This is a genomic window from Paenibacillus sp. PAMC21692 (assembly GCF_014303795.1).
In the GTDB taxonomy this organism is placed as follows: domain Bacteria; phylum Bacillota; class Bacilli; order Paenibacillales; family Paenibacillaceae; genus Pristimantibacillus; species Pristimantibacillus agaridevorans.
On record NZ_CP060293.1, the window covers coordinates 5,882,709 to 5,905,234 of the forward strand.

General features: G+C 53.1%; 22 protein-coding genes. 12 read left to right on the forward strand and 10 right to left on the reverse strand.

Features of this window, described 5'->3' with window-relative positions; translation table 11 throughout:
• Nucleotides 1–185: 185 nt before the first annotated feature.
• From H7F31_RS24165 to H7F31_RS24180, 4 genes are all read left to right on the forward strand, one after another.
• On the forward strand, nt 186–1,109 hold the full coding sequence (locus tag H7F31_RS24165; protein ID WP_315970517.1) for an ABC transporter permease subunit: 924 nt from the start codon (nt 186–188) through the stop codon (nt 1,107–1,109).
• 18 nt (nt 1,110–1,127) lie between these two features.
• Nucleotides 1,128–2,018 (forward strand): carbohydrate ABC transporter permease, encoded by an 891-nt coding sequence (locus tag H7F31_RS24170; protein ID WP_187100856.1) that lies wholly within the window; start codon nt 1,128–1,130, stop codon nt 2,016–2,018.
• A 49-nt stretch (nt 2,019–2,067) separates the two neighbouring features.
• Nucleotides 2,068–3,615 carry an ABC transporter substrate-binding protein gene (locus tag H7F31_RS24175; protein WP_187100857.1) on the forward strand — a complete coding sequence of 516 codons (1,548 nt, stop codon included), beginning with the start codon at nt 2,068–2,070 and terminating at the stop codon, nt 3,613–3,615.
• A gap of 217 nt (nt 3,616–3,832) precedes the next feature.
• Nucleotides 3,833–4,195, forward strand: coding sequence for a c-type cytochrome (locus H7F31_RS24180; RefSeq protein ID WP_187100858.1), 363 nt, complete (start codon nt 3,833–3,835; stop codon nt 4,193–4,195).
• A gap of 70 nt (nt 4,196–4,265) precedes the next feature.
• Here H7F31_RS24180 and H7F31_RS24185 read toward each other — a convergent pair whose 3' ends face one another.
• On the reverse strand, nt 4,266–5,096 hold the full coding sequence (locus tag H7F31_RS24185) for a sugar phosphate isomerase/epimerase family protein (protein ID WP_187100859.1): 831 nt from the start codon (nt 5,094–5,096) through the stop codon (nt 4,266–4,268).
• A gap of 30 nt (nt 5,097–5,126) precedes the next feature.
• Nucleotides 5,127–5,936: a phytanoyl-CoA dioxygenase family protein gene (locus H7F31_RS24190; RefSeq protein ID WP_187100860.1), complete on the reverse strand. Its 810-nt coding sequence runs from the start codon at nt 5,934–5,936 to the stop codon at nt 5,127–5,129.
• A gap of 100 nt (nt 5,937–6,036) precedes the next feature.
• Here H7F31_RS24190 and H7F31_RS24195 point away from each other — a divergent pair, with 100 nt between their 5' ends.
• Nucleotides 6,037–6,864, forward strand: coding sequence for a helix-turn-helix domain-containing protein (locus H7F31_RS24195; protein ID WP_187100861.1), 828 nt, complete (start codon nt 6,037–6,039; stop codon nt 6,862–6,864).
• 79 nt (nt 6,865–6,943) lie between these two features.
• On the opposite strand, the gene H7F31_RS24200 is transcribed toward H7F31_RS24195, so the two are convergent.
• From H7F31_RS24200 to H7F31_RS24210, 3 genes are all read right to left on the reverse strand, one after another.
• Complete coding sequence (locus tag H7F31_RS24200; protein WP_187105506.1) at nt 6,944–7,789, reverse strand: formylglycine-generating enzyme family protein; 846 nt, start codon at nt 7,787–7,789, stop codon at nt 6,944–6,946.
• A gap of 175 nt (nt 7,790–7,964) precedes the next feature.
• On the reverse strand, nt 7,965–8,507 hold the full coding sequence (locus H7F31_RS24205; protein WP_187100862.1) for a chromate transporter: 543 nt from the start codon (nt 8,505–8,507) through the stop codon (nt 7,965–7,967).
• A gap of 46 nt (nt 8,508–8,553) precedes the next feature.
• Nucleotides 8,554–9,210, reverse strand: coding sequence for a chromate transporter (locus H7F31_RS24210; protein ID WP_261800114.1), 657 nt, complete (start codon nt 9,208–9,210; stop codon nt 8,554–8,556).
• Nucleotides 9,211–9,512: 302 nt separating this feature from the next.
• On the opposite strand from H7F31_RS24210, the gene H7F31_RS24215 reads away from it, so the two are divergent.
• Nucleotides 9,513–10,715, forward strand: coding sequence for an ROK family protein (locus H7F31_RS24215; protein ID WP_187100863.1), 1,203 nt, complete (start codon nt 9,513–9,515; stop codon nt 10,713–10,715).
• 150 nt (nt 10,716–10,865) lie between these two features.
• Here the strand turns inward: H7F31_RS24215 and H7F31_RS24220 are convergent, their stop codons facing one another.
• Nucleotides 10,866–11,708 (reverse strand): MBL fold metallo-hydrolase, encoded by an 843-nt coding sequence (locus tag H7F31_RS24220; RefSeq protein WP_187100864.1) that lies wholly within the window; start codon nt 11,706–11,708, stop codon nt 10,866–10,868.
• An 87-nt stretch (nt 11,709–11,795) separates the two neighbouring features.
• On the opposite strand from H7F31_RS24220, the gene H7F31_RS24225 reads away from it, so the two are divergent.
• Nucleotides 11,796–13,373 carry a hypothetical protein gene (locus H7F31_RS24225; protein ID WP_187100865.1) on the forward strand — a complete coding sequence of 526 codons (1,578 nt, stop codon included), beginning with the start codon at nt 11,796–11,798 and terminating at the stop codon, nt 13,371–13,373.
• A 109-nt stretch (nt 13,374–13,482) separates the two neighbouring features.
• Here the strand turns inward: H7F31_RS24225 and H7F31_RS24230 are convergent, their stop codons facing one another.
• Nucleotides 13,483–13,872 carry a MerR family transcriptional regulator gene (locus tag H7F31_RS24230; RefSeq protein ID WP_187100866.1) on the reverse strand — a complete coding sequence of 130 codons (390 nt, stop codon included), beginning with the start codon at nt 13,870–13,872 and terminating at the stop codon, nt 13,483–13,485.
• Nucleotides 13,873–14,094: 222 nt separating this feature from the next.
• Between H7F31_RS24230 and H7F31_RS24235 the strand changes: the two genes are divergently transcribed.
• Together H7F31_RS24235 and H7F31_RS24240 are read left to right on the forward strand one after the other, a co-directional pair.
• Complete coding sequence (locus H7F31_RS24235) at nt 14,095–15,015, forward strand: aldo/keto reductase (protein WP_187100867.1); 921 nt, start codon at nt 14,095–14,097, stop codon at nt 15,013–15,015.
• A 201-nt stretch (nt 15,016–15,216) separates the two neighbouring features.
• A complete protein-coding gene (locus H7F31_RS24240; RefSeq protein WP_261800115.1) occupies nt 15,217–15,849 on the forward strand; it encodes an endonuclease domain-containing protein in 633 nt (210 codons plus the stop codon).
• 305 nt (nt 15,850–16,154) lie between these two features.
• Here H7F31_RS24240 and H7F31_RS24245 read toward each other — a convergent pair whose 3' ends face one another.
• Both H7F31_RS24245 and H7F31_RS24250 read right to left on the reverse strand, forming a co-directional pair.
• On the reverse strand, nt 16,155–16,820 hold the full coding sequence (locus H7F31_RS24245; RefSeq protein WP_187100868.1) for a hypothetical protein: 666 nt from the start codon (nt 16,818–16,820) through the stop codon (nt 16,155–16,157).
• Nucleotides 16,821–16,824: 4 nt separating this feature from the next.
• Nucleotides 16,825–18,690 carry a prenyltransferase/squalene oxidase repeat-containing protein gene (locus H7F31_RS24250; RefSeq protein WP_261800116.1) on the reverse strand — a complete coding sequence of 622 codons (1,866 nt, stop codon included), beginning with the start codon at nt 18,688–18,690 and terminating at the stop codon, nt 16,825–16,827.
• Between the two features lie 199 nt (nt 18,691–18,889).
• Between H7F31_RS24250 and H7F31_RS24255 the strand changes: the two genes are divergently transcribed.
• Together H7F31_RS24255 and H7F31_RS24260 are read left to right on the forward strand one after the other, a co-directional pair.
• Nucleotides 18,890–19,435 (forward strand): RDD family protein, encoded by a 546-nt coding sequence (locus H7F31_RS24255; RefSeq protein WP_187100869.1) that lies wholly within the window; start codon nt 18,890–18,892, stop codon nt 19,433–19,435.
• A gap of 128 nt (nt 19,436–19,563) precedes the next feature.
• The gene (locus H7F31_RS24260) at nt 19,564–20,550 is read left to right on the forward strand and encodes a glycoside hydrolase family 43 protein (RefSeq protein WP_397372982.1); all 987 of its coding nucleotides are present in this window, start codon (nt 19,564–19,566) and stop codon (nt 20,548–20,550) included.
• Between the two features lie 117 nt (nt 20,551–20,667).
• Here H7F31_RS24260 and H7F31_RS24265 read toward each other — a convergent pair whose 3' ends face one another.
• Complete coding sequence (locus H7F31_RS24265; RefSeq protein WP_261800117.1) at nt 20,668–21,708, reverse strand: AraC family transcriptional regulator; 1,041 nt, start codon at nt 21,706–21,708, stop codon at nt 20,668–20,670.
• A 128-nt stretch (nt 21,709–21,836) separates the two neighbouring features.
• Between H7F31_RS24265 and H7F31_RS24270 the strand changes: the two genes are divergently transcribed.
• Nucleotides 21,837–22,430, forward strand: a complete 594-nt coding sequence (locus tag H7F31_RS24270; RefSeq protein ID WP_187100871.1) for an NAD(P)H-dependent oxidoreductase — start codon at nt 21,837–21,839, stop codon at nt 22,428–22,430.
• Nucleotides 22,431–22,526 lie beyond the last annotated feature (96 nt).

Sequence of the window (22,526 nt, forward strand, 5' to 3'; positions counted from 1 at the left end):
CAAGTCTCTTGAATCCGCGCCGTCACTGTATTTCCTGCGGAATTGCAGAGAATCGAAAATTGTACACTTCGGCAATACAGCTATTCGCAAACTCTATTCTATTCAGCCCGGCTCTTCCCGTGGCAAGATGGCTTCAGCGACGACGCCGCGCACCAATCGATACAAAGGACGGAGGAGATCCTAAAGTGGCCAACCGGCTGTACAAGGAATGGAAGCTGATGATCAAAAATCGGGAGCTGCTAGCACTCTCCTTGCCGGGCATTCTATATAAGCTCGTAATCGCTTATATCCCGATGGTCGGACTCATTCTCGCCTTCAAGTACTTCAGGTACGACCAAGGCATCTTCGGAAGCAAGTGGGTCGGACTCGACAACTTCGAGTTTCTGTTCAAAGCCCAGGACGCCTTCCGCATTATTCGCAACACCTTGCTGTATAACGTGACATATATCATTCTCGGAACCGTTGCCGCCTTGCTGCTGGCCTTGCTCCTGAACGAGTTGCACGGGAAGCTGGTCAAAATTTATCAAACCGCGTTGTTTCTGCCCTACTTCATCTCGTTCGTACTCGTCGGATATATTACCTCCGCATTCCTCGATCATAAGGCAGGTTACCTCAACACCATGCTTGCCTGGTTCGGGATGGATCCTCACAAGTGGTATCTGGAGACGACGCCATGGATATTTATCTTGCCGATCGTCGCCTTATGGAAGGGTATCGGCTTTTCGACTCTCGTGTATTATGCCGGCATTACCGGCATCAGCACCGAATATTACGAAGCCGCGAGGCTCGACGGCGCTTCCCGCATTCAGATGATGTGGCGCATCACCCTGCCGCTTCTGAAGCCGCTTATCATTATTTTGTTTATCCTGGGGCTCGGCAACATCTTTAGAGGCGACTTTGGCTTGCATTACTTCGTGCCGAACAACGTCGGACCGAACTTCCCGACTACGGATATTATCGACACCTACGTCTATCGGGCGCTCACGAAGCTCGGAGACATTAACTCCGCGGCGGCCGTCGGCTTCCTGCAATCGGTTGTCGGATTCGTTACCGTCATCGCGGCCAACTTCATCGTGCGCCGCATCGACCGGGACAGCGCACTATTCTAAGAAAGGAGCAACACAGCGATGCCTACCGCCAAACGATTCAACATCATGAACGGCTGCATCAATATATTTTTGACGATTCTGTGCTTGATGATCGCCCTGCCGTTCGTCCTGGTCGTTGTTATCTCCTTGACCTCGGAGAACAGCCTTGTGCAAAACGGCTACCAGTTCATTCCTAAGGAATGGTCGCTGGAAGCGTATCGCATCACGTTCGCACAGCCGGATCCGCTGATCCGCGGTTACTTGGTCACCATTATGATAACCGTCATCGGAACGGTTACTTCGCTCCTGCTGACGGCGATGACCGCCTATCCCATCTCGCGCCGCGACTTCCGTTACAATCGGCCGATCACGTTCTATATCTTTTTTACGATGCTGTTCAACGGCGGTCTGATTCCATTCTACATTCTGATGACGCAATATCTGCATCTAAAGAACTCGCTGATGGCCCTTATTATCCCGGCCCTTCTAAGTCCATTCAATATCATGATCATGAAAGGGTTCCTCGACAAGATCGGCAAGGAGATCATCGAATCCGCCAAAGTGGACGGCGCCAGGGAAATCCGGATCTTCTTTACGATCATTCTGCCCTTGTCCACGCCGGCTCTGGCCACATTAGGGCTATTCATTTCCTTCGGGTATTGGAACGAATGGTACAACGCGCTGCTGTTCATCGACAATGACCGGTTCGTGCCGTTGCAGCTTCTGCTTGTTCGCATTCTGACGCAGATCGAGTTTCTTGCGAATTCGCCGCTGGCTCAGGTGGCCGACAAGCTGGCCTTCGCGAATTTCCCGACCATGTCCGTCCGAATGGCTATGGCTATTCTCGCCGGCGGTCCCATGCTTGTCATCTTTCCTTTCTTCCAGAAATATTTCGTGAAGGGTATTACAGTAGGTTCCTTGAAAGGTTAAGGGACGACTATTGTGCCAAATATAGAAAACATACATTGGAGGGTTCAACGTGAAAAAAGAAAAAACGACCGTCTGGAGCAAATGGGTTCCTCTTGTCCTCAGCTTAGGCTTGCTGGCCGCCTGCTCCAATACGAACAACGCTCCCGAAGCAACGAATGCGCCAAGCGCCGGCACCGATCCCACCTCAGCCGCTTCGGAGATTCCGTCCCTGCCTGAAGCGAAGCTGACTTTCATCTATCCCGTAGCCTCGAATCCGGGTTCAGATCAGAAGCTCGTCAATGATGAAATCAACAAATATCTGAAAGAAAAAATCAACGCCACCGTCGACTTGAGACCGCTTACGTTCGACGAATACGAGCCGAAGCTCAACGCCATGCTCGCCGCTGGCGAAAACTTCGACATCGCTTGGAGCTCCAAGGGCTGGCTCGGCAACTATCAGCCGTACATCGACCGCGGCGCCTATCTCGAAATTACCGAAGACATGATCAACACGTATGCCAAGGAAGCACGCGCCAATATTCCGGACAAATTCTGGCCGGACATGAACGCAGTCGACGGCAAGGTATACGGCTTCCCGATTTATCAGGTCGCCGCCAAGACCAAGAGCCTGGTCATTCAGAAACGTTTCGTCGATAAATACAATCTGGACCTGGCCTCCATTCAAACCTACAAGGATATCGAGCCGTTCCTGAAGCAGCTCAAGGAGAACGAGCCGGACATCATCCCGCTTGGTCTCGCGCAAAACTCGTGGGGACTGTACGCCAACCGCGACGAGGTTGGCGAGGGCATGTCCGTGACGTACAGAAAAGACGATCCGACGCTTAAGATGGTAAGCAGCCTGGAGCAACTCGACAGCAAAACGGACTATTATAATACGATGCGCGCCTGGTATCAAGCGGGTTATATTAATGAAGATGCGCCTATCATCCAAAACATTAACGATCTCAAGGCTAAAGGCAACGTGGCCGTCGGCCTTGAATTCACCTCCAAGCCAGGCGGCGAAGTTGGCGAAATGGCCGTAAACGGCGGCAACGAGGTGGTCTACGCGCCGATCGCGGACAGCTACTTCACGGGAATTGCCAGCGCCATGCATGTCATTAACAAAGGTTCCAAAAACGCGGAACGCGCCCTTATGCTCATTAACCTGCTCAACACGGATCCCTACTTGTACAATCTGATCTGCAACGGCATCGAAGGCAAACATTATACGAAAATCGACGACAAGTTCATCGAGCCGATCAAGGATTCCGGTTATGCGCCTAACGGCGACTGGGTATTCGGCAACCAGTTCAATGCTTACTTAAAGCCGGGTCAAGCACCTGACACTTGGGATAAAACAATCGAGCTCAACGATAGCGCCATCGTCCCTGCATCCAGCGGCTTCGGCGTCAACGAAGAAAACATGAAAGCGGAAGTGGCCAATATTACGGCCATCAACAACGAATATCGCGTCGCGCTGGAATCCGGATCCGTCGATCCAGTCAAAGTATTGCCGGAATATCGGGCCAAGCTGGTCGCATCCGGTCAAGAGAAGTTCGACAACGAAATCAATGCGCAATGGGAACAATTCAAAAAAGATAAAGGGATCGGACAATAATGTTGCAAGCCTTCCCGCCCGCACATGGAAAACCGTCGATCAGCCTGGGCTGACGGCGGTTTTCTTTCATGAAACGGGTCAAATATGAACAATGTTTGACAAATTAAAAAACCTTATTCCCTGGCTGTGTATAGTCCGCGCTGCTTCTTGAAAAAATAGCTAATAAGTGCTAGAATCTGAATTTAGGTGAGCCTGTCAGGGAAGGAGGTAATGGGGCATGCATAAGTGGATTATGGCAACATTGCTCGGAGTAGCTGGCCTGTTGGCCGTGTACCTGCTCACGTTTAATCTCCCTGAGAAAGAGGAGCACGTAGCTGAGGAGCAGTTTACCGTTCCCGATACGCCTGTGGATGCTGCAACTGCCGAAGCGTTTTACAAGAGCAACTGCATGGGATGTCACGGCGATCAGTACCAAGGCGCTATGGGTCCTGCGCTTGCGAATATCGGCAGCTTGAGAAGCAAAGAAGAGATCTACAAGACCGTACTTAACGGCAAAGGCGGCGGAATGCCATCTTTCGAAGACAAGATTACGGAAGACGAACTGATCAATCTTACGAATTGGCTGGCGGAGATGAAATAAAAACCGTCCACGGCCGTAAGCCCCGCTCGGCGTTAGCGCCAGGCGGGGCTTATTATATTACCATGATCGTCTAGGATTGCGCCTTGCTATGATCCTCTCCGAGGCTCCAAGCTTTGTAGAGCTGCTTCATATAGGTTGTCATCCAGCCGTTAACTTCCTGCAGATCTGCGACGGGAGCGCCCGTTTCATGATGGATCGGCATATAACCCGGAGGACCGAACTCCGAGGTAAATGTCGCGACTGCTTCTCCCCGCTCTTTGCGTAGCAGCAGCATACGGCGCCACCAGCCGCTAAACAGCTCCAGCTCCCCCTGGAAAGCGTCTGCCGCGGGATGAGGCACCTGCGGGCCTTGGGGGTATCCGATCCTTCCGTGGATATGAACCGTTCTCTCTATCGCGAGAGACAGATTCTCCTCCTGATCCTGCAGATGCGACTCGCAGACGTTTACCCAATGGCTGAAATCCGCTGTAATTTTCAGCTCGGGGAATCGGCGAAGCAACCTGGCCGTCGTCCATGGCGTGAACAAGGGTCTGCTGCGATGCGTCTCATGACCGACCGGTATGCCGAATTGCTTCTCGATCCTTAACGCGCCTTCGTAAAAAGCATCTTGCTCGGACTCGCTCATGCTGTCCCTAGCGCTTTGGGCGTTGATGAGGACGGGACGGAAATCAGCCGCCCGCTTCACCAGCCCGCCGAAACTTGCGAGATGATCGCCGCTTGTATGGATTTGCGCTATAAACCGCAGATCGAGCCGTTCCAGCGTTTCTTTAAATAGCGTTGCCTCGTCCGCGGGCGGCAGCACCGTCTCGACGCCGTCATGACCGGCTGCTTTGGCCGCTTCCAGCTTCTCCGTCAGCGTTCCTTCCATACCCCACAGCGATTGATACGTAAGTAATCTCACTGTAAGTCCTCCTTGTTCGCAACTGTTCGATTAGTGCGGATAAGCTTTGTCGAATTCCACGCCGCAAGGCCCGCCGTCTTCGTTTAACTCAAGATCGACGGAAGTGCCGTCCTCGCGGAACAACGGACGGTAAAAGCCGCTTATACGGGACGCGGATGCATTGGCGTAATGGCAGATAAACGCTCTGCGGAATCTGTCTTTCGTCTTGTTCCGGTAGGAACCGTGAATCAGGTTGCCGTTAAAAAATAGAACATCGCCCGGATCCATGACCGCCGGCACGACAGCCCGGTCTTTGGGCGGCTTTACATAATGGGTTGTAAACGATTCCCCAGAATCCGCAAGCTCCGGACAACTGATCTCATGCTCCCCCGTGCGCGGCACAACCAGCAGTCCGCCGTTCTCCATGTCCGCAGCGTCCACTGCGGTCCATGCGGCTATGCAATTGCCCGGCTCCACTTGCAGGTAGAAGTTGTCTTGATGCAGCGCCTGACCTCTCGAACCTGGCGGCTTGTAGTAGAACATGCTTTGCGCGGCTAACGCTTCCTCGCCGTACAGCTCTCGCAGCACCGCCATAACAGGCGCATGAAGCATATACTTCTTCGCGGTATCGTTGAACCGGTGCGGTTGCATGACGCGCGGGTATCGCTTCAGCGGATCTTCCGTCCCTGCCTCCATATCGGGCTCAAAAAATCCAGGCACTGGATTCTGGCCGATTCTCTCAAATGTATCCGATATTTCGGCGAGCTCTTCCGGCTGGAACAGCCCTTTCACAATAACATAACCTTCCTCTACAAATTGCTGCATTTGCTCTTCGCTTAATATACGAACCTGCTTCTCCATATCTCTTCCCCTCCGTTTGCGGATCCATGATTGTCAATTCGATATTGCTTTCTTCATGGTTTCATTATAGAATTTCGAACCAAGAGGGGGAATAACGATAATGGTCGATAACCATAACAATCCTGCTGCAACGACTTTCACTCCTCCGCCCGGCGTCCTGGTCTCCGGCCACTTCCAGGAGACGTATGGATACGAGGTCATCCGACCGGAAGGGACTCGCGATTGGCTGCTGACGTTGACGGTGGGCGGCGTGGGCGAATACCGCCTGGGAGATGAGGTCATTATGCCTGCTGATGGAGATATTATACTGATTCCGCCGGGAACGCCCCATCATTACTACGCGCCCGAGCATGGCTATTGGGATTTTGTTTGGGTTCATTTTATCCCGGAGCTTCGCTGGCTTGAGCTTCTGCGCATGCCGCAGAACGGGAGTCGCATCATGACTTTCTCCTTGGGCACATCTTCAACCTTCATGCGAATGAAAAGCGCTTTTCTTCGGCTGGTTCGCGAAAACCGGCATACGGGACGCCATGCCGAGCTGCTTTCCCTTAACGCGTTGGAGGAAGTGCTTATTCATCTGGCCCAGCACGCGGTTACGACGGATCAACGGCTGGATGAACGGATCGCCGATACGCTGAATTATATGATCGACAACCTGAACGTTGCTCACGCCATTCCGGCCTTGGCCAGCCGCGTGGCGCTTTCGCCGTCCCGCTTCTCGCATTTGTTCAAGGAACAAACGGGGGACTCCGTTTTGGAGACGCTGCTTAAGCTGCGGCTCAAGCATGCCGCGAGGCTGCTGAAGCATACCCCTTCGCTAGTGTCCGAGATTGCCGGCCAGGTCGGCTTTCAGAGCCCTTTCTATTTCACGAAGCAATTTACCGCGATGTTCGGCGTTAGTCCTTCCGATTATCGGCGGAAGGACTAGTTTCATCATTTCCTATAAAACGAAAAAACCTCTCTTCCGCAGTCTCGCGTAAGAGAGGTTTAACAATTAACAGTGAGCATTAGACGTCGCGCACGACCCTGAAGCCGCAATTGCCCGTCGAGCTGTCGGGCGTATTGGAGCTTCGAGCTGCCACCCTGTAGCGGTTGCAGTAAGAACGATGGCAGAGATAGGAGCCGCCGCGCATGGATCGGCTGGCGGTCTGCTTGCCGTATAGCGGATTAACGGCTGATGTCGTCCTGTGATAATCCGGAGAGAACCAATCCGCGCACCATTCCCATACGTTGCCGGACATCTGGTACAGACCATAACCATTGGGCTTGTACGAATGGACAGGCGCAGTACCGACATAACCGTCGCTTGCGTTGTTCTTCACAGGAAATTTCCCCTGCCAAATGTTGCATTGATGCTGATCGTCCTGCTTCAGCAGATCGCCCCAAGGATACGTCTTTCCCTCGAGACCGCCTCTTGCCGCATATTCCCATTCCGCCTCGCTGGGCAGACGGACGCCGGCGAAGCGGCAATAGGCATTGGCATCGTTCCATGAGATATGAACGACGGGATGATCCATCCGGTCCGCTATCGACGAATCAGGACCTTCAGGCGCCGCCCAGTATGCTCCCTCCACAACAAGCCACCACGGCACTCCTTGCGGCACCGTCTTCACCTTCCTGCCTGTCTCCTCCGACACCAATAGATGGAACACGAACGACCAGCCGAAGACCTCGGCTTCCGTACGATACCCCGTAGCCTCCACGAACTGGCTGAACTGGGCATTCGTAACGGCATACGGCGACACGCGGAACGATTTTACCTCCACCTGTCGTACCGGGCCCTCCCCGTCATTAGGGAAACCTTCCCTTGTGTCCGTTCCCATCAGGAAGCTGCCTTCCGGAATGAGGACCATATCGTCATGCAGCAGGACGGGGTTATCCGACTCCTTTTTCCACCGTTCCAGCTTGATGAGACCGCTTGCCGCCGACGGCTTCGTCTCTATATGGATCCCATCGCGAGAAGCCGCGCAGCAGGATGGCAGTTTGTCTTCATTCAAGATCCTATTCCCCCCTTGCTTGCTACAATATTTAGCTGTATAACGCAATACCGATTAATCCGGATATAATAAGAATCGTTAACGGATGTTTGCGAAGCAGCAGCAACGCCGCAAGCGAACCCGCGAAGATCAGGAGCTGGCTCAGCGTAAACCATGATATCGACGTCACTAGCCCGTTGCGCACCGCGAAAATAACCGCTGCATATAGAATAAGTCCTGTAATTACGGAACGCAACCCGTATAGCGACGACTGGACCCACTTGTTCTGATGAATCCGGAAAAATATAGTTCCTACCGCCACGATAATAGCCAACGATGGCAGTACCATGCCAATTGCGGCAATGATCGCTCCAGCAATACCTGCCTGATGCATGCCTACGAATATGGCAATATTAGTAGCGATCGGTCCAGGCGACATCCCCGCCACTCCGATCATATCGGTAAACTCTGTCACGTTCATCCAGCCATGCCGTTCGACGACTTCTTGCTGGATAATCGGAATCATGGCATAACCGCCACCGAAAGCTATGAAACCGACCAGTAAGAACGTCAGAAACAGCTCCAGCAGAATCATCCTCATCGCCTCTCCCATGTTAGTGCATGTTCCCAACCTTTGTTGCCTAGATCATATAATCAAATATTTGCTCCTGCCCCTTGCCGCTTCGCTCCTGCCGCAACTCTTTGCTTCGCTCTTGTCCCAGCTTCGCTTTAATGGCCTGAATCACGATTCCCGCGGCAGCACCGCCACCTATGATTACAAGCGGATGGATCATGGAGCCTCCCACGAACAGGATCAGCACGGTGACCCCGATCAGTACGGCCGATGCTTTGTCGACGAGCGCTTTTTTGCCGTATTTGATGGCTGCATACGCGATTAGCGCCACGATCGTCGCCCTGATCGACAGAAATGCCGCTTCAATCTTGGGATTATCCTTCACCTGCAGAAATACATAAGACAGCACAACGATAATACAGAACGTTGGCAGCAGCATCCCTATCATAGCGGCTAACGCTCCGCGAATGCCGGCGATCCGGTATCCGATAAAAGTAGCGGAATTAATCGCAACCGCGCCTGGAATAGATTGCGCAACAGCGAATACATCTCCAATATCCTCGCTGTCCATCCACTTGCGTTTCTCCACAACTTCCTTCTCCATCGCCGGCATGACCGCAAAGCCGCCTCCGAAGGTCGCCGGAGCTATTCTCAGAAACGTTGTGAACAGCTGCCAGATTGTTTTCCCTGTCTCCGTCATCTTCTCCCGCCCCCATGATGTCATCTGAAAATCAATCCCGTTAATGCAATCAAGCTTTCCGTTCCAAACTCTATAGAACTAGTATATCATCTTTTTTTCATTTTGGAATTAAGTTTTTATGAAAAGGGCTATAAGTATTTGTGATAGGGTCAAATATAGGAGAAATCGTTGATTTCTTTACATTATCCAGAGAGGAATACTGAGGATTCGTTGAAGTTTTTATCATTTTGCAAATAAGTGGATATACTTGTATAGATTCTAGCAACCACTCTTCTTTTAAGCTATGATGAATATTAAAGGTGTATAAAGGAATAGGAGAAGTTGGGATGAGGACAGATGGACAAACCGCAAAACAATCCGTGAAACAAACGGTGTATCAACATATTGCGCATCAGGGCATCGTCTCCAAAGCCGATTTGCTTCCAAGCTATTCGTTGACTTCGAGCACGATGAATCGCCTGCTGGAAGAGCTGCTGGGCGACGGTTTGATCGCGGAATCCGGATTCGGCCCTTCAAGCGGCGGAAGGAAGCCCATACTCTATAAAATTAACGGAACCTACGGTTACGTTTTTGGACTGGAAATTTCGCGTTTTTACTCCACGCTTGGTTTGTTCGATATGGACATGAATCCCAAGTCGTTCGTCCGCTGGCGAATGGATGAGGATATGACGCCGGAGCAATTCGTAAAATATGTCGCCGGGCAGATCCGGGTACTGCTGACCGATCATGGCTTGACGGAGTCCCGGATCATCGGTATCGGCATCGGCGCCGTCGGACCGTTGAACCGCGAGGAAGGCATCATACTGAACCCTCTGTACTTCCCTGCAAAGGGCTGGAGCAACGTTCCCATCTGCAGCATGATCGAACAAGCGACGGGGATTGCCGCCATGTTGGACAACGGCGCGAACACCGCGCTGATCGGCGAGCACTGGGCGCTGCGGCACGAAGGCATCGAGCATATGGTCTATGTGCATGCAGGAATAAGCATGCGCTCCGCGATGATGTCCTACGGCCGAATCGTCTACGGCTCCGTGGATATGGAGGGCTCCATCGGACAGATGATTATTCAGACCGACGGGCCGCGCCTTAACGAAGAAGGCAACTACGGAGCGCTGGAGGCATTTGTCTCCGTTCAGGCGCTGGAGAAGCAGGCACGCTCGGATGCCAAGATGGGCCGCGGCGACCTGACGAATATGTATCATCTCCCTGCCGAGCGTATCGGCTACGATACGCTGCTACGGGAGCTGGCGAGAGACAGTGCTTACGTGTCGGAGCTGTTCCTTCGCTCGGCGAGATATTTTGGCATCGGCCTGTCAAACGTGATCAACCTGTTCCACCCTCAGACGATTGTCCTCGGCGGCACGCTGGTAACCTCGCATGAGCGTTTCTTCCAGACAGCGACGGAGGTCGCCCGAAGCAACGCCTATCATAACCCGGAATACGTGCCCGTGTTCTCCAAGGGCGTGCTCAAGGAAGATGCCGTCGCGACCGGCGCGGCTCTGATGGTCTGGAAGGCGATGCCGGTATAATAACCCGGCCTTTCGGTTTAAACGACGGTTGGCTGTTACCCCAGAGTAAAAGAAAAATCACGTTGTATGCCCTCGGCTGCCTGGTGCAGGAGAGCAACAACGTGATTTTTTAATGCATAGGAATCGAAGGACTCCGATAGCCGTATTTCACTACTTCAAATAAACGAATCGCTCGCCCGGCGCGAACATATGGAAGCTCGCACGTGGATAATGTTTGTACATATAATCGACGAAATAAGCCGGATTCTCGTCATTATGAGCGAACAATCCGTAATGCATCGGCACGGTCAGCCTTGCGCCGATCGCGACGCTAAGCTCGGCAGCCTCCCTATAGTTCATGTTGCCGACGATGCCTTTGCGGCCCCGGACGTAATCGCGACCGTTGATCGGTAACAGAGCGACGTCGATCTCTTGCGGCTTCAGCCAATCCTCCAGCTCCGTAAAGCCAATAGTATCCCCGGCATGCAGCAGCTTGATCTCCCCGAGCTTAGCGACATAACTTAAGTAGCAATGCTCACCTGCCCCATCCGTCTCAAAATCCTCGTGTTTCGCTGCGTGCGCGGCAAGCGACACGCCTTCCCCCAGTTGCAGGTTATCTCCGTGCGAGATCCCGATCAATTGCTCCTCTGCGACGCCCCATTCCATCATTAGGCCCAAGTGAGCTTTGGGGACGATGAACTTCGTTTTGTTCGATCGGGCTATTTCTTGCAAGGTAAGCTTGTCCATATGATCCTCATGGTGATGCGAGCAGACGACATAGTCCACGTCTAGACACTCCGAGGGCAACAATGGCGTCTCGAAAGCTCTCTGCCAAGGAGCGCCGGCAAGTTCGAATACCCAATCGGACAGATACGGATCAAAGAGGACGGTGGTTTCCTTCCATTTGACCAGAAATCCCTCTTGTCCCAATGACCAGATGGCAATAGCTTCGTGCGGCAGCGTCGTGGAACGCAGTTGGTTGAATACGGTTGCAGAATACTTGGTTGGTTTCATTTGCTCGCTCTCCTCGAATGGAATGGTATAATAGAGTAGTTAAAATAGGGTAGAATCTACGAAACGATCGGAAGGATGGATCACACGATGACTACAAAACAGCAACGCCAGCAGCAACTTAGAAAGCTGATAGCGGACCGTGCCTGTGCCACGCCCCTGCTTCCCAGCGGACTGTGGTTCCATGGGGACATCCGCGACAACTTCTATTATGCTTCTTATCTGTACTCTGCTGCAAGCGAAGGCCAGACCCTCGCGCTCGAGCAATCGTCTGCCCTCGATCTGGCTTCTTCCGTACTGACGAAAGTCTTGCGTCTGCAAGACCGCGATCCGGCCAGCGCTACTTACGGGCATTGGCCGCTGAACCTCGGAGACGATCCTGCGCAAGCGCAGATCAACAAGCTGCCTGTCGAGATCATGTGTTGTCTCCTAACTTTCTTCCACGAAAAGTATAAACCGGATTTGACGCCGGAGCTGCGCTCCGAGCTTTCGCGTTCCACCCAGCATATGTATCGTTCTCGCTACTATGCAGCGCCGCTAAGATCGTACAACCATCATGAAGCGAAACATACCGCTGCGGCCCTTCTACTAGGCACCGTACTTGAGGACTCGGAATTGCTTCGCGAAGGAGCGGCCCGCGTACGATCCACTTTGACGCAGCTGAAGACCTACGGCATGTCGGAATACGGCATCCTGCCATGGTTCTGGCACTGGACGCAAGCTTATGCGGCCGCTTGGGAGCTTGTCCGTGACGATGCTGTCAAAGCTGACATCCAGTCTCTGCTGGAATGGCTGTGGCAGGAACGTGCCGATTATTATTTCCATGGGGCGTGGGCGGGTCCGCATTCGCGTTCGTTGCCGCCTGACGCGCCTGCAGACCGCTGCGCTGCGTTCGATTATGTGCAATTCGGCGATTTCCCGCTGCCGGAAACGGTTCATCGTCCGGAATATGCCGGGCTGCTGGGTTACGAGATCCCGGATTACATCAGGCAATCCGCGTTAAAGCGATCCTACCCCTATCAGCTGAAACGCGACTATCCCGCTTCCGCGCTAGAGCCGTCCGGCGAACGCCGACATAGCATCCTTTATATGGACGAATCGTTTGCGCTTGGCGGTATGCTGGAGCGAGTGGCCGAATTCGACAACGAGCAGCATCGCTGGGATGTGACGTTTCCTGTGACCGATGGTACCGTCAACCAAGCTTACTTCGTCCTGCCTGCAGCCAAAGCTGGCGACAAGCTGCGCCATAGCGGTGAAGCAGAGGAGATCGCTCTGGACCGCAATGTGCTTATTGCCTTGTACCAGCCTACCTCTCCGGAAGAAGCCCGTCAATCACTTGTAGGCGTGTTGCCGCCGGGTGAGTGGATTGCGGATGCTCGCGCCGTGTACGGCATAGTCGGACAAGCGATGCTCGCCATCCACTTGATGAAGCCGTTCCGCCTGACGTCCAGACCGGATCGTTGCGAGATCGAGTCGATCGAAAGCGGCAGCAATGGCGTCGTCGTCGAAGCGATCTCTATGCGAGAAGCCTCCGCGAACGGGTTGACGACGCTCAGCGCATTTGTGGAGAACAGGCAAGCGAATGCGCCCGTATTTTCCGAGCAGCCGCTGTCCGCCTCCTATGAGAGCGTGACCGGCGCAACGCTGACACTTAAGCATAGCCGGTAAGATGCGAAGGTTGGAGTTAGCGGCATAGCCGCGCACGTGGCGTTCGCGAAGGGTCGGCCAACAAGCCGCCCCTTTACGCTAGCGTCGCCTTTCCGCCTCCTGAACGCGACTATTTTTGAAGCGGCAGCTCCTTCGCGAACCGTTCCTGGTACATCCGGGGGAGATGCTTTATTTTGTAATTGATCGTCTTCAGACTGTTCTGGAGCTCCGCCAGCTGCGATTCGACCATCTCCCTGTGCTTAAGCAAAATTTCCATCCCCTTCTCGAGCACGGCGTCATTGTCGGTGCAATGCTGGATCAGGCTGCGCAAATCCTTGATAGGCATACGCGTCTGCTTAAGGCAACAGATGAGATCGATCCAGTCGATGTCCTGCTCGCTGAAAATGCGTGTCCCATTGCGGCGGTCGATGAATGGCAGCAGACCTTCTTTGTCATAATATCGAATGGTATGGATGGACAGCCCCGTTTTTTCGGCCGCCTGAGATATCGAATACGTCATGATTCATACCCGCTTTCCAAAGCAATACATATATACTAAATGTCTAGAGGTTACGCCAACCTCCGCGGATTGTCAATGCTTGCAAGGAACAAACATCAGATTGCGGCTTTGCATAACAGGTCTGGATTTTTTTGTCCGATATATTCTTGACGTATTGACCTAGAGTCCACTCTATCATGTATGTTGATGTAGAACCTATTCTCGAGAGGAGCCACCTTTACTATGAAAATGATTCCAATAGCAGGCACGGATCTGACCGCCTCCAATATTGTGCTTGGCTGCATGCGCATTAAGGGCATGTCCCTGCAGGACACCGAAACGCTAATTCGCACCTCGATGGAAGAGGGCGTCAATTTCTTCGACCACGCGGATATTTATGGCGGAGGCGAATGCGAGACACATTTCTCCAAGGCGATTGGCATGAACGCAAACCTTCGCGAAAAGATGATCATCCAGAGCAAATGCGGCATTCGCGGCGGATTTTTCGACTTCTCCAAGGAGCATATTCTTGCTTCCGTCGATGGTATTCTTGGGCGTCTAAACACGGATTACTTGGACATTTTGCTGCTGCACCGTCCCGACGCGCTCGTGGAGCCGGAAGAAGTCGCCGAAGCCTTCGACAGCCTGCAAGCGAGCGGCAAGGTCCGTCATTTCGGCGTCTCCAACCATTCGCCGTTGCAGATCGAGCTGCTCAAAAAATTCGTAAAACAGCCGATCGTCGCCAACCAGCTGCAATTCAGCATCGCGCATACGCCGCTTGTCGACTCCGGCATTGCGCTGAACATGAATATCGACCAGTCCGTAAACCGCGATGGAGGCATTCTCGACTACAGCCGTCTTCACGATATTACGGTCCAAGCCTGGTCGCCATTCCAGCAAGGATTCTTCAAAGGTCCGTTCCTCGGCGATTTGGAGAACTACAAGGAGCTTAACGAGTATATCGACACGCTCGCGGCCAAATACGACGTCACCAACACGGCGATTGCCGTGGCTTGGATTACCCGTCATCCGGCGAATATCCAGGTCGTGCTGGGGACGACGAACGTCGGCCGTCTCAAAGATTCCTGCAAAGGCTCCGACATTCCGCTGACGCGCCAGGAATGGTACGGCATCTACAAAGCTGCAGGTAATATGGTGCCTTAACGGTAGTAAGCTGTTCGTATTTTATTTGGTACACTGCTTATAAAAATGAAGCTGGCGACATATAAACTGCTTGGAAATTTTGCAGCTGACATTCGTCCGCCATCGGCGAAGAACGCTTGAATCCACCTGACTGCCAGGTTGATTTGCGCGTTCTTTTTTTGCATGAATGCATTATCGTAACTATGAGAGGAGAAGATCACGATGACGTTTGAGAAGGAACACGAAGCCTTTATCCGGTGGCATTTGGAAAGACGGGCCGGGGAGCGAAGAGGAAGACTGGTGCGTGGACATCTGGAAGCGGAAACGCTGTTTTGCAAGCAGGTGTGGTGGCCGCTGAGGGGTACCTTTCTTGGGCTCCATCCGGAGTACGAGGTGCTGGATTGGGACGGTTACTCGTACTTTTGCGATTTTGTGTACGTGACGGGCATGGAGAAGATCGTCATAGAAATAAAAGGCTTCGGCCCCCACGTCAAAAACATGGACCGACAAAAGTATTGCAACGAGCTCAATCGGGAAACTTTCCTTACCTCTATCGGCTATCACGTTATTTCCTTCGCTTACGACGATGTGGCGCAACGCCCGGAGCTGTGCGTAACATTGCTACGCATGGTATTAAGCCGATTCGAGGCATCGGCTACACCTGTGACAATCTGCTCGCTGGCCGAACGCGAGACGATTCGGCTCGCCTATACGCTCGCTCGTCCCCTGCGGGTTGCCGATGTTGCCAAACACGTCGGAATCGACCTGGCGTACAGCCGTCAAGACACTGCGTTCATTATGCGATCACGGCTTATTTACTTCCGTCACGGTCCCCAATGGCAAATACGTGGTTAAGTACATGATGAAGCCCCATGCATTATTTGCTCTCAAATAAGAGTCGCTGGATAGTTGGTGGCATCGATTTGTACATTTACACACTAATTTCACGGCAATACTTGTACAAAACCGTGCATGTTGCTATTATGCTTCGTGCCTAAGGGGTACAGTAGGCAACAGAGGAAAATTGTACAAATATACACAATTTTCATGGGTAGACCAGCGGTAAACAGTAAAATTGTACAAATATACATAAAATTCAATAGCAGTAAGCTAAAACGCCTCTTCAGCTGGCCAAAATTGTGTATTTTGGTACAATTCTTTCACGGCAGGCTGAATTCCGGAGAAAAATTGAGCATATTTGCACAATCATCGAGTAGATTTCCGTGTACGAAGTGATAAGTGTAGGTGTAGGTGTAGGTGTAGGTGTAGGTGTAGGTGTAGGTGTAGGTGTAGGTGTAGGTGTAGGTGTAGGTGTAGGTGTAGGTGTAGGTGCGGGTGCGGGTGCGGGTGCGGGTGCGGGTGCGGGTGCGGGTGCGGGTGCGGGTGCGGGTGCGGGTGCGGGTGCGGGTGCGGGTGCGGGTGCGGGTGCGGGTGCGGGTGCGGGTGCGGGTGCGGGTGCGGGTGCGGGTGCGGGTGCGGGTGCGGGTGCGGGTGCGGGTGCGGGTGCGGGTGCGGGTGCGGGTGCGGGTGCGGGTGCGGGTGCGGGTGCGGGTGCGGATGCGGATGCGGGTGCGATGCGGGTGCGGGTGTGTGGGCGCGAGTGCAGGTGTGTGGGTACGGGTTCGCGTGCAGGTGTGTGGGTACGGGTTCGCGTGCAGGTGTGTGGGTACGGGTGCTGGGTACGGGTGCTGGGTACGGGTGCTGGGTACGGGTGCTGGGTACGGGTGCTGGGTACGGGTGCTGGGTACGGGTGCTGGGTACGGGTGCAGAGTGCGAGAGGCGGGTTGGAGTGCTGACCACATTGCGGCAGCGGCCAGCACCTCCAATACGCTATTCGCCGAATTTGTTCACATACGCAGACAGCGCAAGCAACGGCCAACTGACATTGTTACTTGGATAATGGGCATACATGCTGCCTGGCAACATCGCTCCCGTCGGGTAGACAGATGTCCAGTCACCCGCTCGCAAAACTCGCAGCAACGCCTCCACACCCCGCTCCATCTCCGAAGTCGGCTTGTCGTGGGCTGCTATCAGTCCGTTCAGCGCCCATGCCGTCTGCGACGGTGTGCTGGCGTTTAGAGGCACATACCGTTTCCGTTCGTCGCTTACACAGCTTTCTCCCCAGCCACCGTCGCTATTTTGTATGTCGAACAGCCAGCGAACGCCTTTCGTTACGGCCGGATGATCCTTCGCCAGCCCAACGGCAAGCAGCCCTTGCAGCGCCATGCCCGTTCCGTGAACATAAGCAATTCCCCATCTGCCATACCAGCTTCCGTCACGCTCTTGGCGCGACAACACCCACTTAACGGAATCGTCCACCCAACTGTGGCCGATTGTCATCTCCAGCTCCTTGCCTAGAAACTCCAGCACCCTGCAGCTAAGATCCACTGTAGAAGGATCCGATGCGATATCGGATTTGCCGTCGAAGGTAAAGAACAAGTCCGTTATCGAGCTTCCCCTTCTTTCGAAAGCTGGCCATCCCCCATCGTCGTTACGCATGGCTAACACGAAGTTCAACCCCCTCTGCCAGCTGGCGCGTCCATCCGGCAGCCTGCTCAAGTAGGGGCGGATCGTCCTCAATGCAGCTACGCTGTCGTCCACATCGGGGTAGAAGGTGTTCACGTCCGAAAAGCCCCATCCTCCCGGCTCCGTATGCGGGCTTCTTCGAATCCAATCTCCGACACGGGATTGCTGCCTGCTGGCAAGGTACAATGCGGCGTTCTCCAGCGATGTAGAGGTTTCAGAAGTCGGAAGACCAGCTTCTCTTAGTGCGTAACTAATCATGGCGGTGTCCCATATCTCGGACGAAGCTGTCTGAATGCCGGCACGATTCCAGCATTGCAGAGACAGAACGCCGTGCAGGAGTCGATCCATCAGAGGTGATGCGACAGGCTCTTGCAGCGCCATAAGCGCAAATGCCATCAGAATACTCGAAGTCGAGTATGTGAGCAGCGTCCCGTTCGGCTCCAGCCTCTCCAGCATAAATTGCCGAGCTTGCTCCAGCGCGTTCGGCGAACCGATGACAGGCAAGCTGTCGAACGGAATTGCCGATAAAAACGCATTTAGCGCCGATATCCATGTATGATCGTTGGCAAAAGTTCGCTCCCCGTGAACAAACAGATCTCCCATATCCGGCATCCATTCGTTGCGCGCCGAGAACTGCAGATTCGACATGATTAACGTCGGGATGAGATGGACGCGAGCATGCCCCGATAACGAAAAGAGATCGAGCCCTGCCTGCGAAAAAAACAACTCCAGCGGCAGCCGCAACTGCTTCGGCCACTCTACTTGCCCTGTCGCGGAGAAAATAACTTGCGTCAGCAAGCTTTTTGCCTGAGATAGTCCTCCCTTCGAGCGAATATATTGCTTAGCCCTTTCGATCGCAACATCCGTCTCCAAATAGAACCCTGCGCATAACAGCGCGTAACAGGCTTCCGCCGTCGCCTCCAAGCTGCCTTCCTCGTCGGGATACAGCTTCCACGCTCCATTTGGCTGCTGCAAAGAGGCTATCCGCGCGGCCAGCGGTCGGATAAAGGCGTCATCCCTTCGTCTGAGCGCTGTCAACAATACGATCCAATAACAATCCGTCGAGATCCCGGTGTCCAGGCATAAACGCCACGATCCATCCGATGACTGAGAAGCCATTGCCCCCATCGCGAGCGCACGAATCCCGTCCTTTATTTCATTCATGTCCATTGCATGCCCATCCTTTTCCCGTTTCTTTGCTACATATATATGCGTGTTAGGAGTAGGATAGGATCTGCACGAACAATAGAACTATTGACCTATACACAGGTCAATCGGCATGATATAGTCAACTAGAATGTTCTGGAATTATATCCAGCATTCGTACCAGGCGAATCTCACCCTATCTCTGACTAAGGAGCACAACTCAATGGCACAAGAACAAGAACTAGAACAAGAACCAGCCCCCCTCGCGCCCCAACAACCGACAAAACCCTGGATTCGCTTCTGGGCGAGATACTTCGATTATTTAAGTCATGCGATTTTAATTTCCATTGTTTGGATATTAATTGATTTTGATAGCTTTCTCCAAATCAATGACAATCTTCTAGGTTTCATACTATTGGTTGCCTTCGTTTTTCTGGATGCCCTGTACATGTACTTTTGGGGGACAACGCCTGGCAAAAAACTATTGAACATTAAAGTTCTGGATGCCGACGGAACAAGAATGCCCCAATCACTGGCTTTTAAGAGAGCCCGACTTGTCTGGTTGAGGGGAATGGGACTTGGCGTTGGCATACTGGAAATCATCGCGAACATTATTGGCTACCGACGATTAAAAAAAGAAGGAATAACATCGTGGGATCTGGAGTTAGGGCTTCAAGTCGTACACGGAAAAATCGGCATTTTCCGAATGCTACTAACCCCTGTTATCGTCGTTCTGCTGCTAGGCATCGCGGTTTGCGGCATGATATAAGAAATAACAGCATCAGTAGGAAGAACTAAACTTTCTATAACAAAAGCCATAGTTTCTAAGGGTTCGTGCGGCTTCCTTTTCGGATAAACTGGAAGGAGCATTCACTCAACGCTCAAGGAGGAACTATGATGGCTAAACGCAACGAACCCTTGGTGACTCATATTTATACAGCTGACCCTTCGGCGCATGTCTTTGAAGGCAAACTGTATATCTACCCTTCGCACGACCTCGATCATGAGAAAACCTCCAACGATAACGGCGATCAATACGATATGGAAGACTACCATGTTCTCTCCATGGAAGATCCGGACGCGGCTTGCGTCGATCATGGGGAAGCGCTCCATCTGCGCGATATTCCATGGGCCAAGCAGCAGCTGTGGGCGCCGGACGCCGCCTTCAAAAACGATACGTATTATTTATTTTTCCCGGCGCGTGACGGGCAGGACATCTTCCGTATCGGCGTTGCTACCGGCAAGTCGCCGACTGGTCCGTTCGAGCCCGAGGCGGACTACATCCCCGGCAGCTTCAGCATCGATCCCGCCGTTCTTGTGGACGAAGACGATAACGCTTATATGTATTTCGGCGGATTGTGGGGAGGACAGCTGGAAAAGTGGCAGACCGGCGAGTTCCTGCCAGACGCCGAAGGCCCTGCCCCGACGGAACCGGCACTGGGTCCACGCGTGGCAAGGCTGTCAGACGATATGCTGAGCTTCGCCGGCGCTCCCAAAGAAATTGCCATCGTGGACGAGAACGGGCGGCCTATTCTTGCGGGAGACGAGGAGAGGCGCTACTTCGAAGGGCCATGGGTGCACAAGTACAATGGACTTTATTACTTGTCCTATTCGACGGGCTCTACCCATTACATCGTCTACGCGACCAGCACGAATCCCGAAGGCCCCTTCCAGTATAAAGGCCGGATACTGACGCCGGTCATCGGCTGGACGACCCATCATTCCATCGTGCAGTTCAAGGAGCGTTGGTATCTGTTCTACCACGACAGCTCGCTCTCAGGCGGCGCGGATAACAAACGAAGCGTCAAATTTACCGAGCTCCACTACAACGAAGACGGCACGATTCGAACGATCGACCCTTACGAGGTTTCACTATTACGGTGACGTCTGGCTCTGCCGAAGGGGCTATCCCAAAAGCCAATTTGCGACTTTTGGGACAGCCCCAATCGACAGCTCATCATGGCTTCGGTAACGATACGACATCCATTCGAACAACCAGCTCTATCCGCTTTGCTCCGCTCCCTCCCGCCATGCCTGTTCCCGGTATTGCCCCGGCGTCTGCCCCGTCCATCGTTTAAAGGCGCTTTGGAACGCGCTTGGCTCCGAGAAGTGCAAGGCATAAGCGATATCGCCGACCGAAACACCTCGCTTCTCCAGATAATCTTTGGCCAGCTCTTTGCGAACCTGAATGGACAAATCATTGTAGGACGTCCCCTCCAGCTTGAGCTTATGCTGGAGCGTTCGAACGCTAACGCCAAGCGCCTCCGCCGTCTGCAAAACGGTTGGAAAATAGACTGGCAGACATGTCTTCATCCAAGCTGTCGCCCGATCCCCCATACCGTGGCTCTCCGTATGCGCCAGCTGTTCCAACGTCTGCCGGGCCATATTGTCGAACAGCTCCAGCAGCTTGGAGTCGGAATACATAACCGGATAGGCGAGCACCTCCGCAGGAAGACGAAGATACGTCTCTTGTCGTCCGAACTGCGGCAATACGCCAAACACATTCAGGTAAGGATCGACATCAACCGGAGGAACGTGCTGGAACGATACCTCTAGAAGGGCAATGGAGCGATTGCTTAATTTGCCCATTATTTTAAATATGGAGCAAGTCATATCCTCCACGCAATGGCGGGACATCTTGTCTTTATCGGGATGCTGAAGCCGTATGACGATTCTGACCTCGTCACCATCCGGCTCCACGTCCATAAGGAAGCCGCTGCACAATATATCGTTATACCGCCTATACGCGGCGAGCGCTTCGCCGACCGTGCGGGAGTGCATCATCACGTAACCGAGAATGCCCATATCCGCAAAATCCGTAATCTCGCCCTGGCGCAAGCCAAAATGATCGTCATCCGTATAAATAGCGGCGGCAATCATAAGCCGTTCCAGCTCGGCTGCAGGAATACGCGCCTCCGGATCCCGCAGCAATTCGTCGTTAAGCGATACCGATGCGCAGAATTGCTCGCGATCGTATCCTTTGTGCACAATGGTCTTTAAAATGGGAAATACCATCGTGATCGCTACCTTTTCGCTGCTCAAGCGCCTCCCCTCCTTTCTCTTGCGTAAATTCACAATCCGGGTTGCGCCATCCATCATCCACATGCTCCTCCAAAAGGCGTATGCTTAATTTGTCATTATGAATCCCATGATTGATGGAGGTAACTTCCATGACCCTAACGAACAAATCCAACATTCTTATTATTAACGGCCATCCCGACTCTGCCAGCTTTAATGCCGCGCTAGCCGACGCTTACGCAACCGGCGCCCTTGGCAGCGGCGCTCAGGTACGCAGGCTAAATCTTGCCGAGCTTGCTTTCAACCCTAATTTGTCCTTCGGCTACCGTAAGCGCACCGAGCTCGAGCCAGACTTAATTCGCGCTCAAGAGCTGATCCGGTGGGCTCATCACCTGGTATTCGTCTATCCCACCTGGTGGGGAGCCATGCCAGCCTTGCTGAAGGGCTTCATCGATCGTGTTTTCCTGCCCGGCTTCGCCTTCAAATACCGCGAGAACTCCGTTCTCTGGGATAAGCTGCTTTCCGGCCGCACCGCGCATCTGCTCGTTACGATGGATACGCCATCCTGGTACAATCGGCTCGTATATCGCAATGCGGGACATATTGTGATGAAAAAGAACATATTGAAGTTTAGCGGGATCAATCCTGTCCGCATTACAGAATTTACGCCAATCAAACCATCCACTCCCGAGCAGCGCGCCAAGTGGCTTAAGAAGGCGAAAACTCTCGGCGAAAAAAAGTCTTAAGCAGGTTTTGAACCGCTTCTTAACCACAAGGAATCGGCCACGGCGAGCGATAGCTCGCCTTTTGGATGAAAAGGTGTTCGGGCAACAGCCGACAGT

Bases quoted from the DNA above. Each gene is read 5' to 3' on its own strand.
- H7F31_RS24270 (WP_187100871.1), top strand. From the start codon at position 21,837: ATGACCCTAACGAACAAATCCAACATTCTTATTATTAACGGCCATCCC.
- H7F31_RS24240 (WP_261800115.1), top strand. From the start codon at position 15,217: ATGACGTTTGAGAAGGAACACGAAGCCTTTATCCGGTGGCATTTGGAA.
- H7F31_RS24220 (WP_187100864.1), bottom strand. From the start codon at position 11,708: ATGAAACCAACCAAGTATTCTGCAACCGTATTCAACCAACTGCGTTCC.
- H7F31_RS24205 (WP_187100862.1), bottom strand. From the start codon at position 8,507: ATGATTCTGCTGGAGCTGTTTCTGACGTTCTTACTGGTCGGTTTCATA.
- H7F31_RS24255 (WP_187100869.1), top strand. From the start codon at position 18,890: ATGGCACAAGAACAAGAACTAGAACAAGAACCAGCCCCCCTCGCGCCC.
- H7F31_RS24170 (WP_187100856.1), top strand. From the start codon at position 1,128: ATGCCTACCGCCAAACGATTCAACATCATGAACGGCTGCATCAATATA.
- H7F31_RS24230 (WP_187100866.1), bottom strand. From the start codon at position 13,872: ATGACGTATTCGATATCTCAGGCGGCCGAAAAAACGGGGCTGTCCATC.
- H7F31_RS24180 (WP_187100858.1), top strand. From the start codon at position 3,833: ATGCATAAGTGGATTATGGCAACATTGCTCGGAGTAGCTGGCCTGTTG.
- H7F31_RS24200 (WP_187105506.1), bottom strand. From the start codon at position 7,789: ATGGTCCTCATTCCGGAAGGCAGCTTCCTGATGGGAACGGACACAAGG.
- H7F31_RS24235 (WP_187100867.1), top strand. From the start codon at position 14,095: ATGAAAATGATTCCAATAGCAGGCACGGATCTGACCGCCTCCAATATT.
- H7F31_RS24250 (WP_261800116.1), bottom strand. From the start codon at position 18,690: ATGGACATGAATGAAATAAAGGACGGGATTCGTGCGCTCGCGATGGGG.
- H7F31_RS24215 (WP_187100863.1), top strand. From the start codon at position 9,513: ATGAGGACAGATGGACAAACCGCAAAACAATCCGTGAAACAAACGGTG.
- H7F31_RS24225 (WP_187100865.1), top strand. From the start codon at position 11,796: ATGACTACAAAACAGCAACGCCAGCAGCAACTTAGAAAGCTGATAGCG.
- H7F31_RS24195 (WP_187100861.1), top strand. From the start codon at position 6,037: ATGGTCGATAACCATAACAATCCTGCTGCAACGACTTTCACTCCTCCG.
- H7F31_RS24190 (WP_187100860.1), bottom strand. From the start codon at position 5,936: ATGGAGAAGCAGGTTCGTATATTAAGCGAAGAGCAAATGCAGCAATTT.
- H7F31_RS24260 (WP_397372982.1), top strand. From the start codon at position 19,564: ATGGCTAAACGCAACGAACCCTTGGTGACTCATATTTATACAGCTGAC.
- H7F31_RS24210 (WP_261800114.1), bottom strand. From the start codon at position 9,210: ATGACATCATGGGGGCGGGAGAAGATGACGGAGACAGGGAAAACAATC.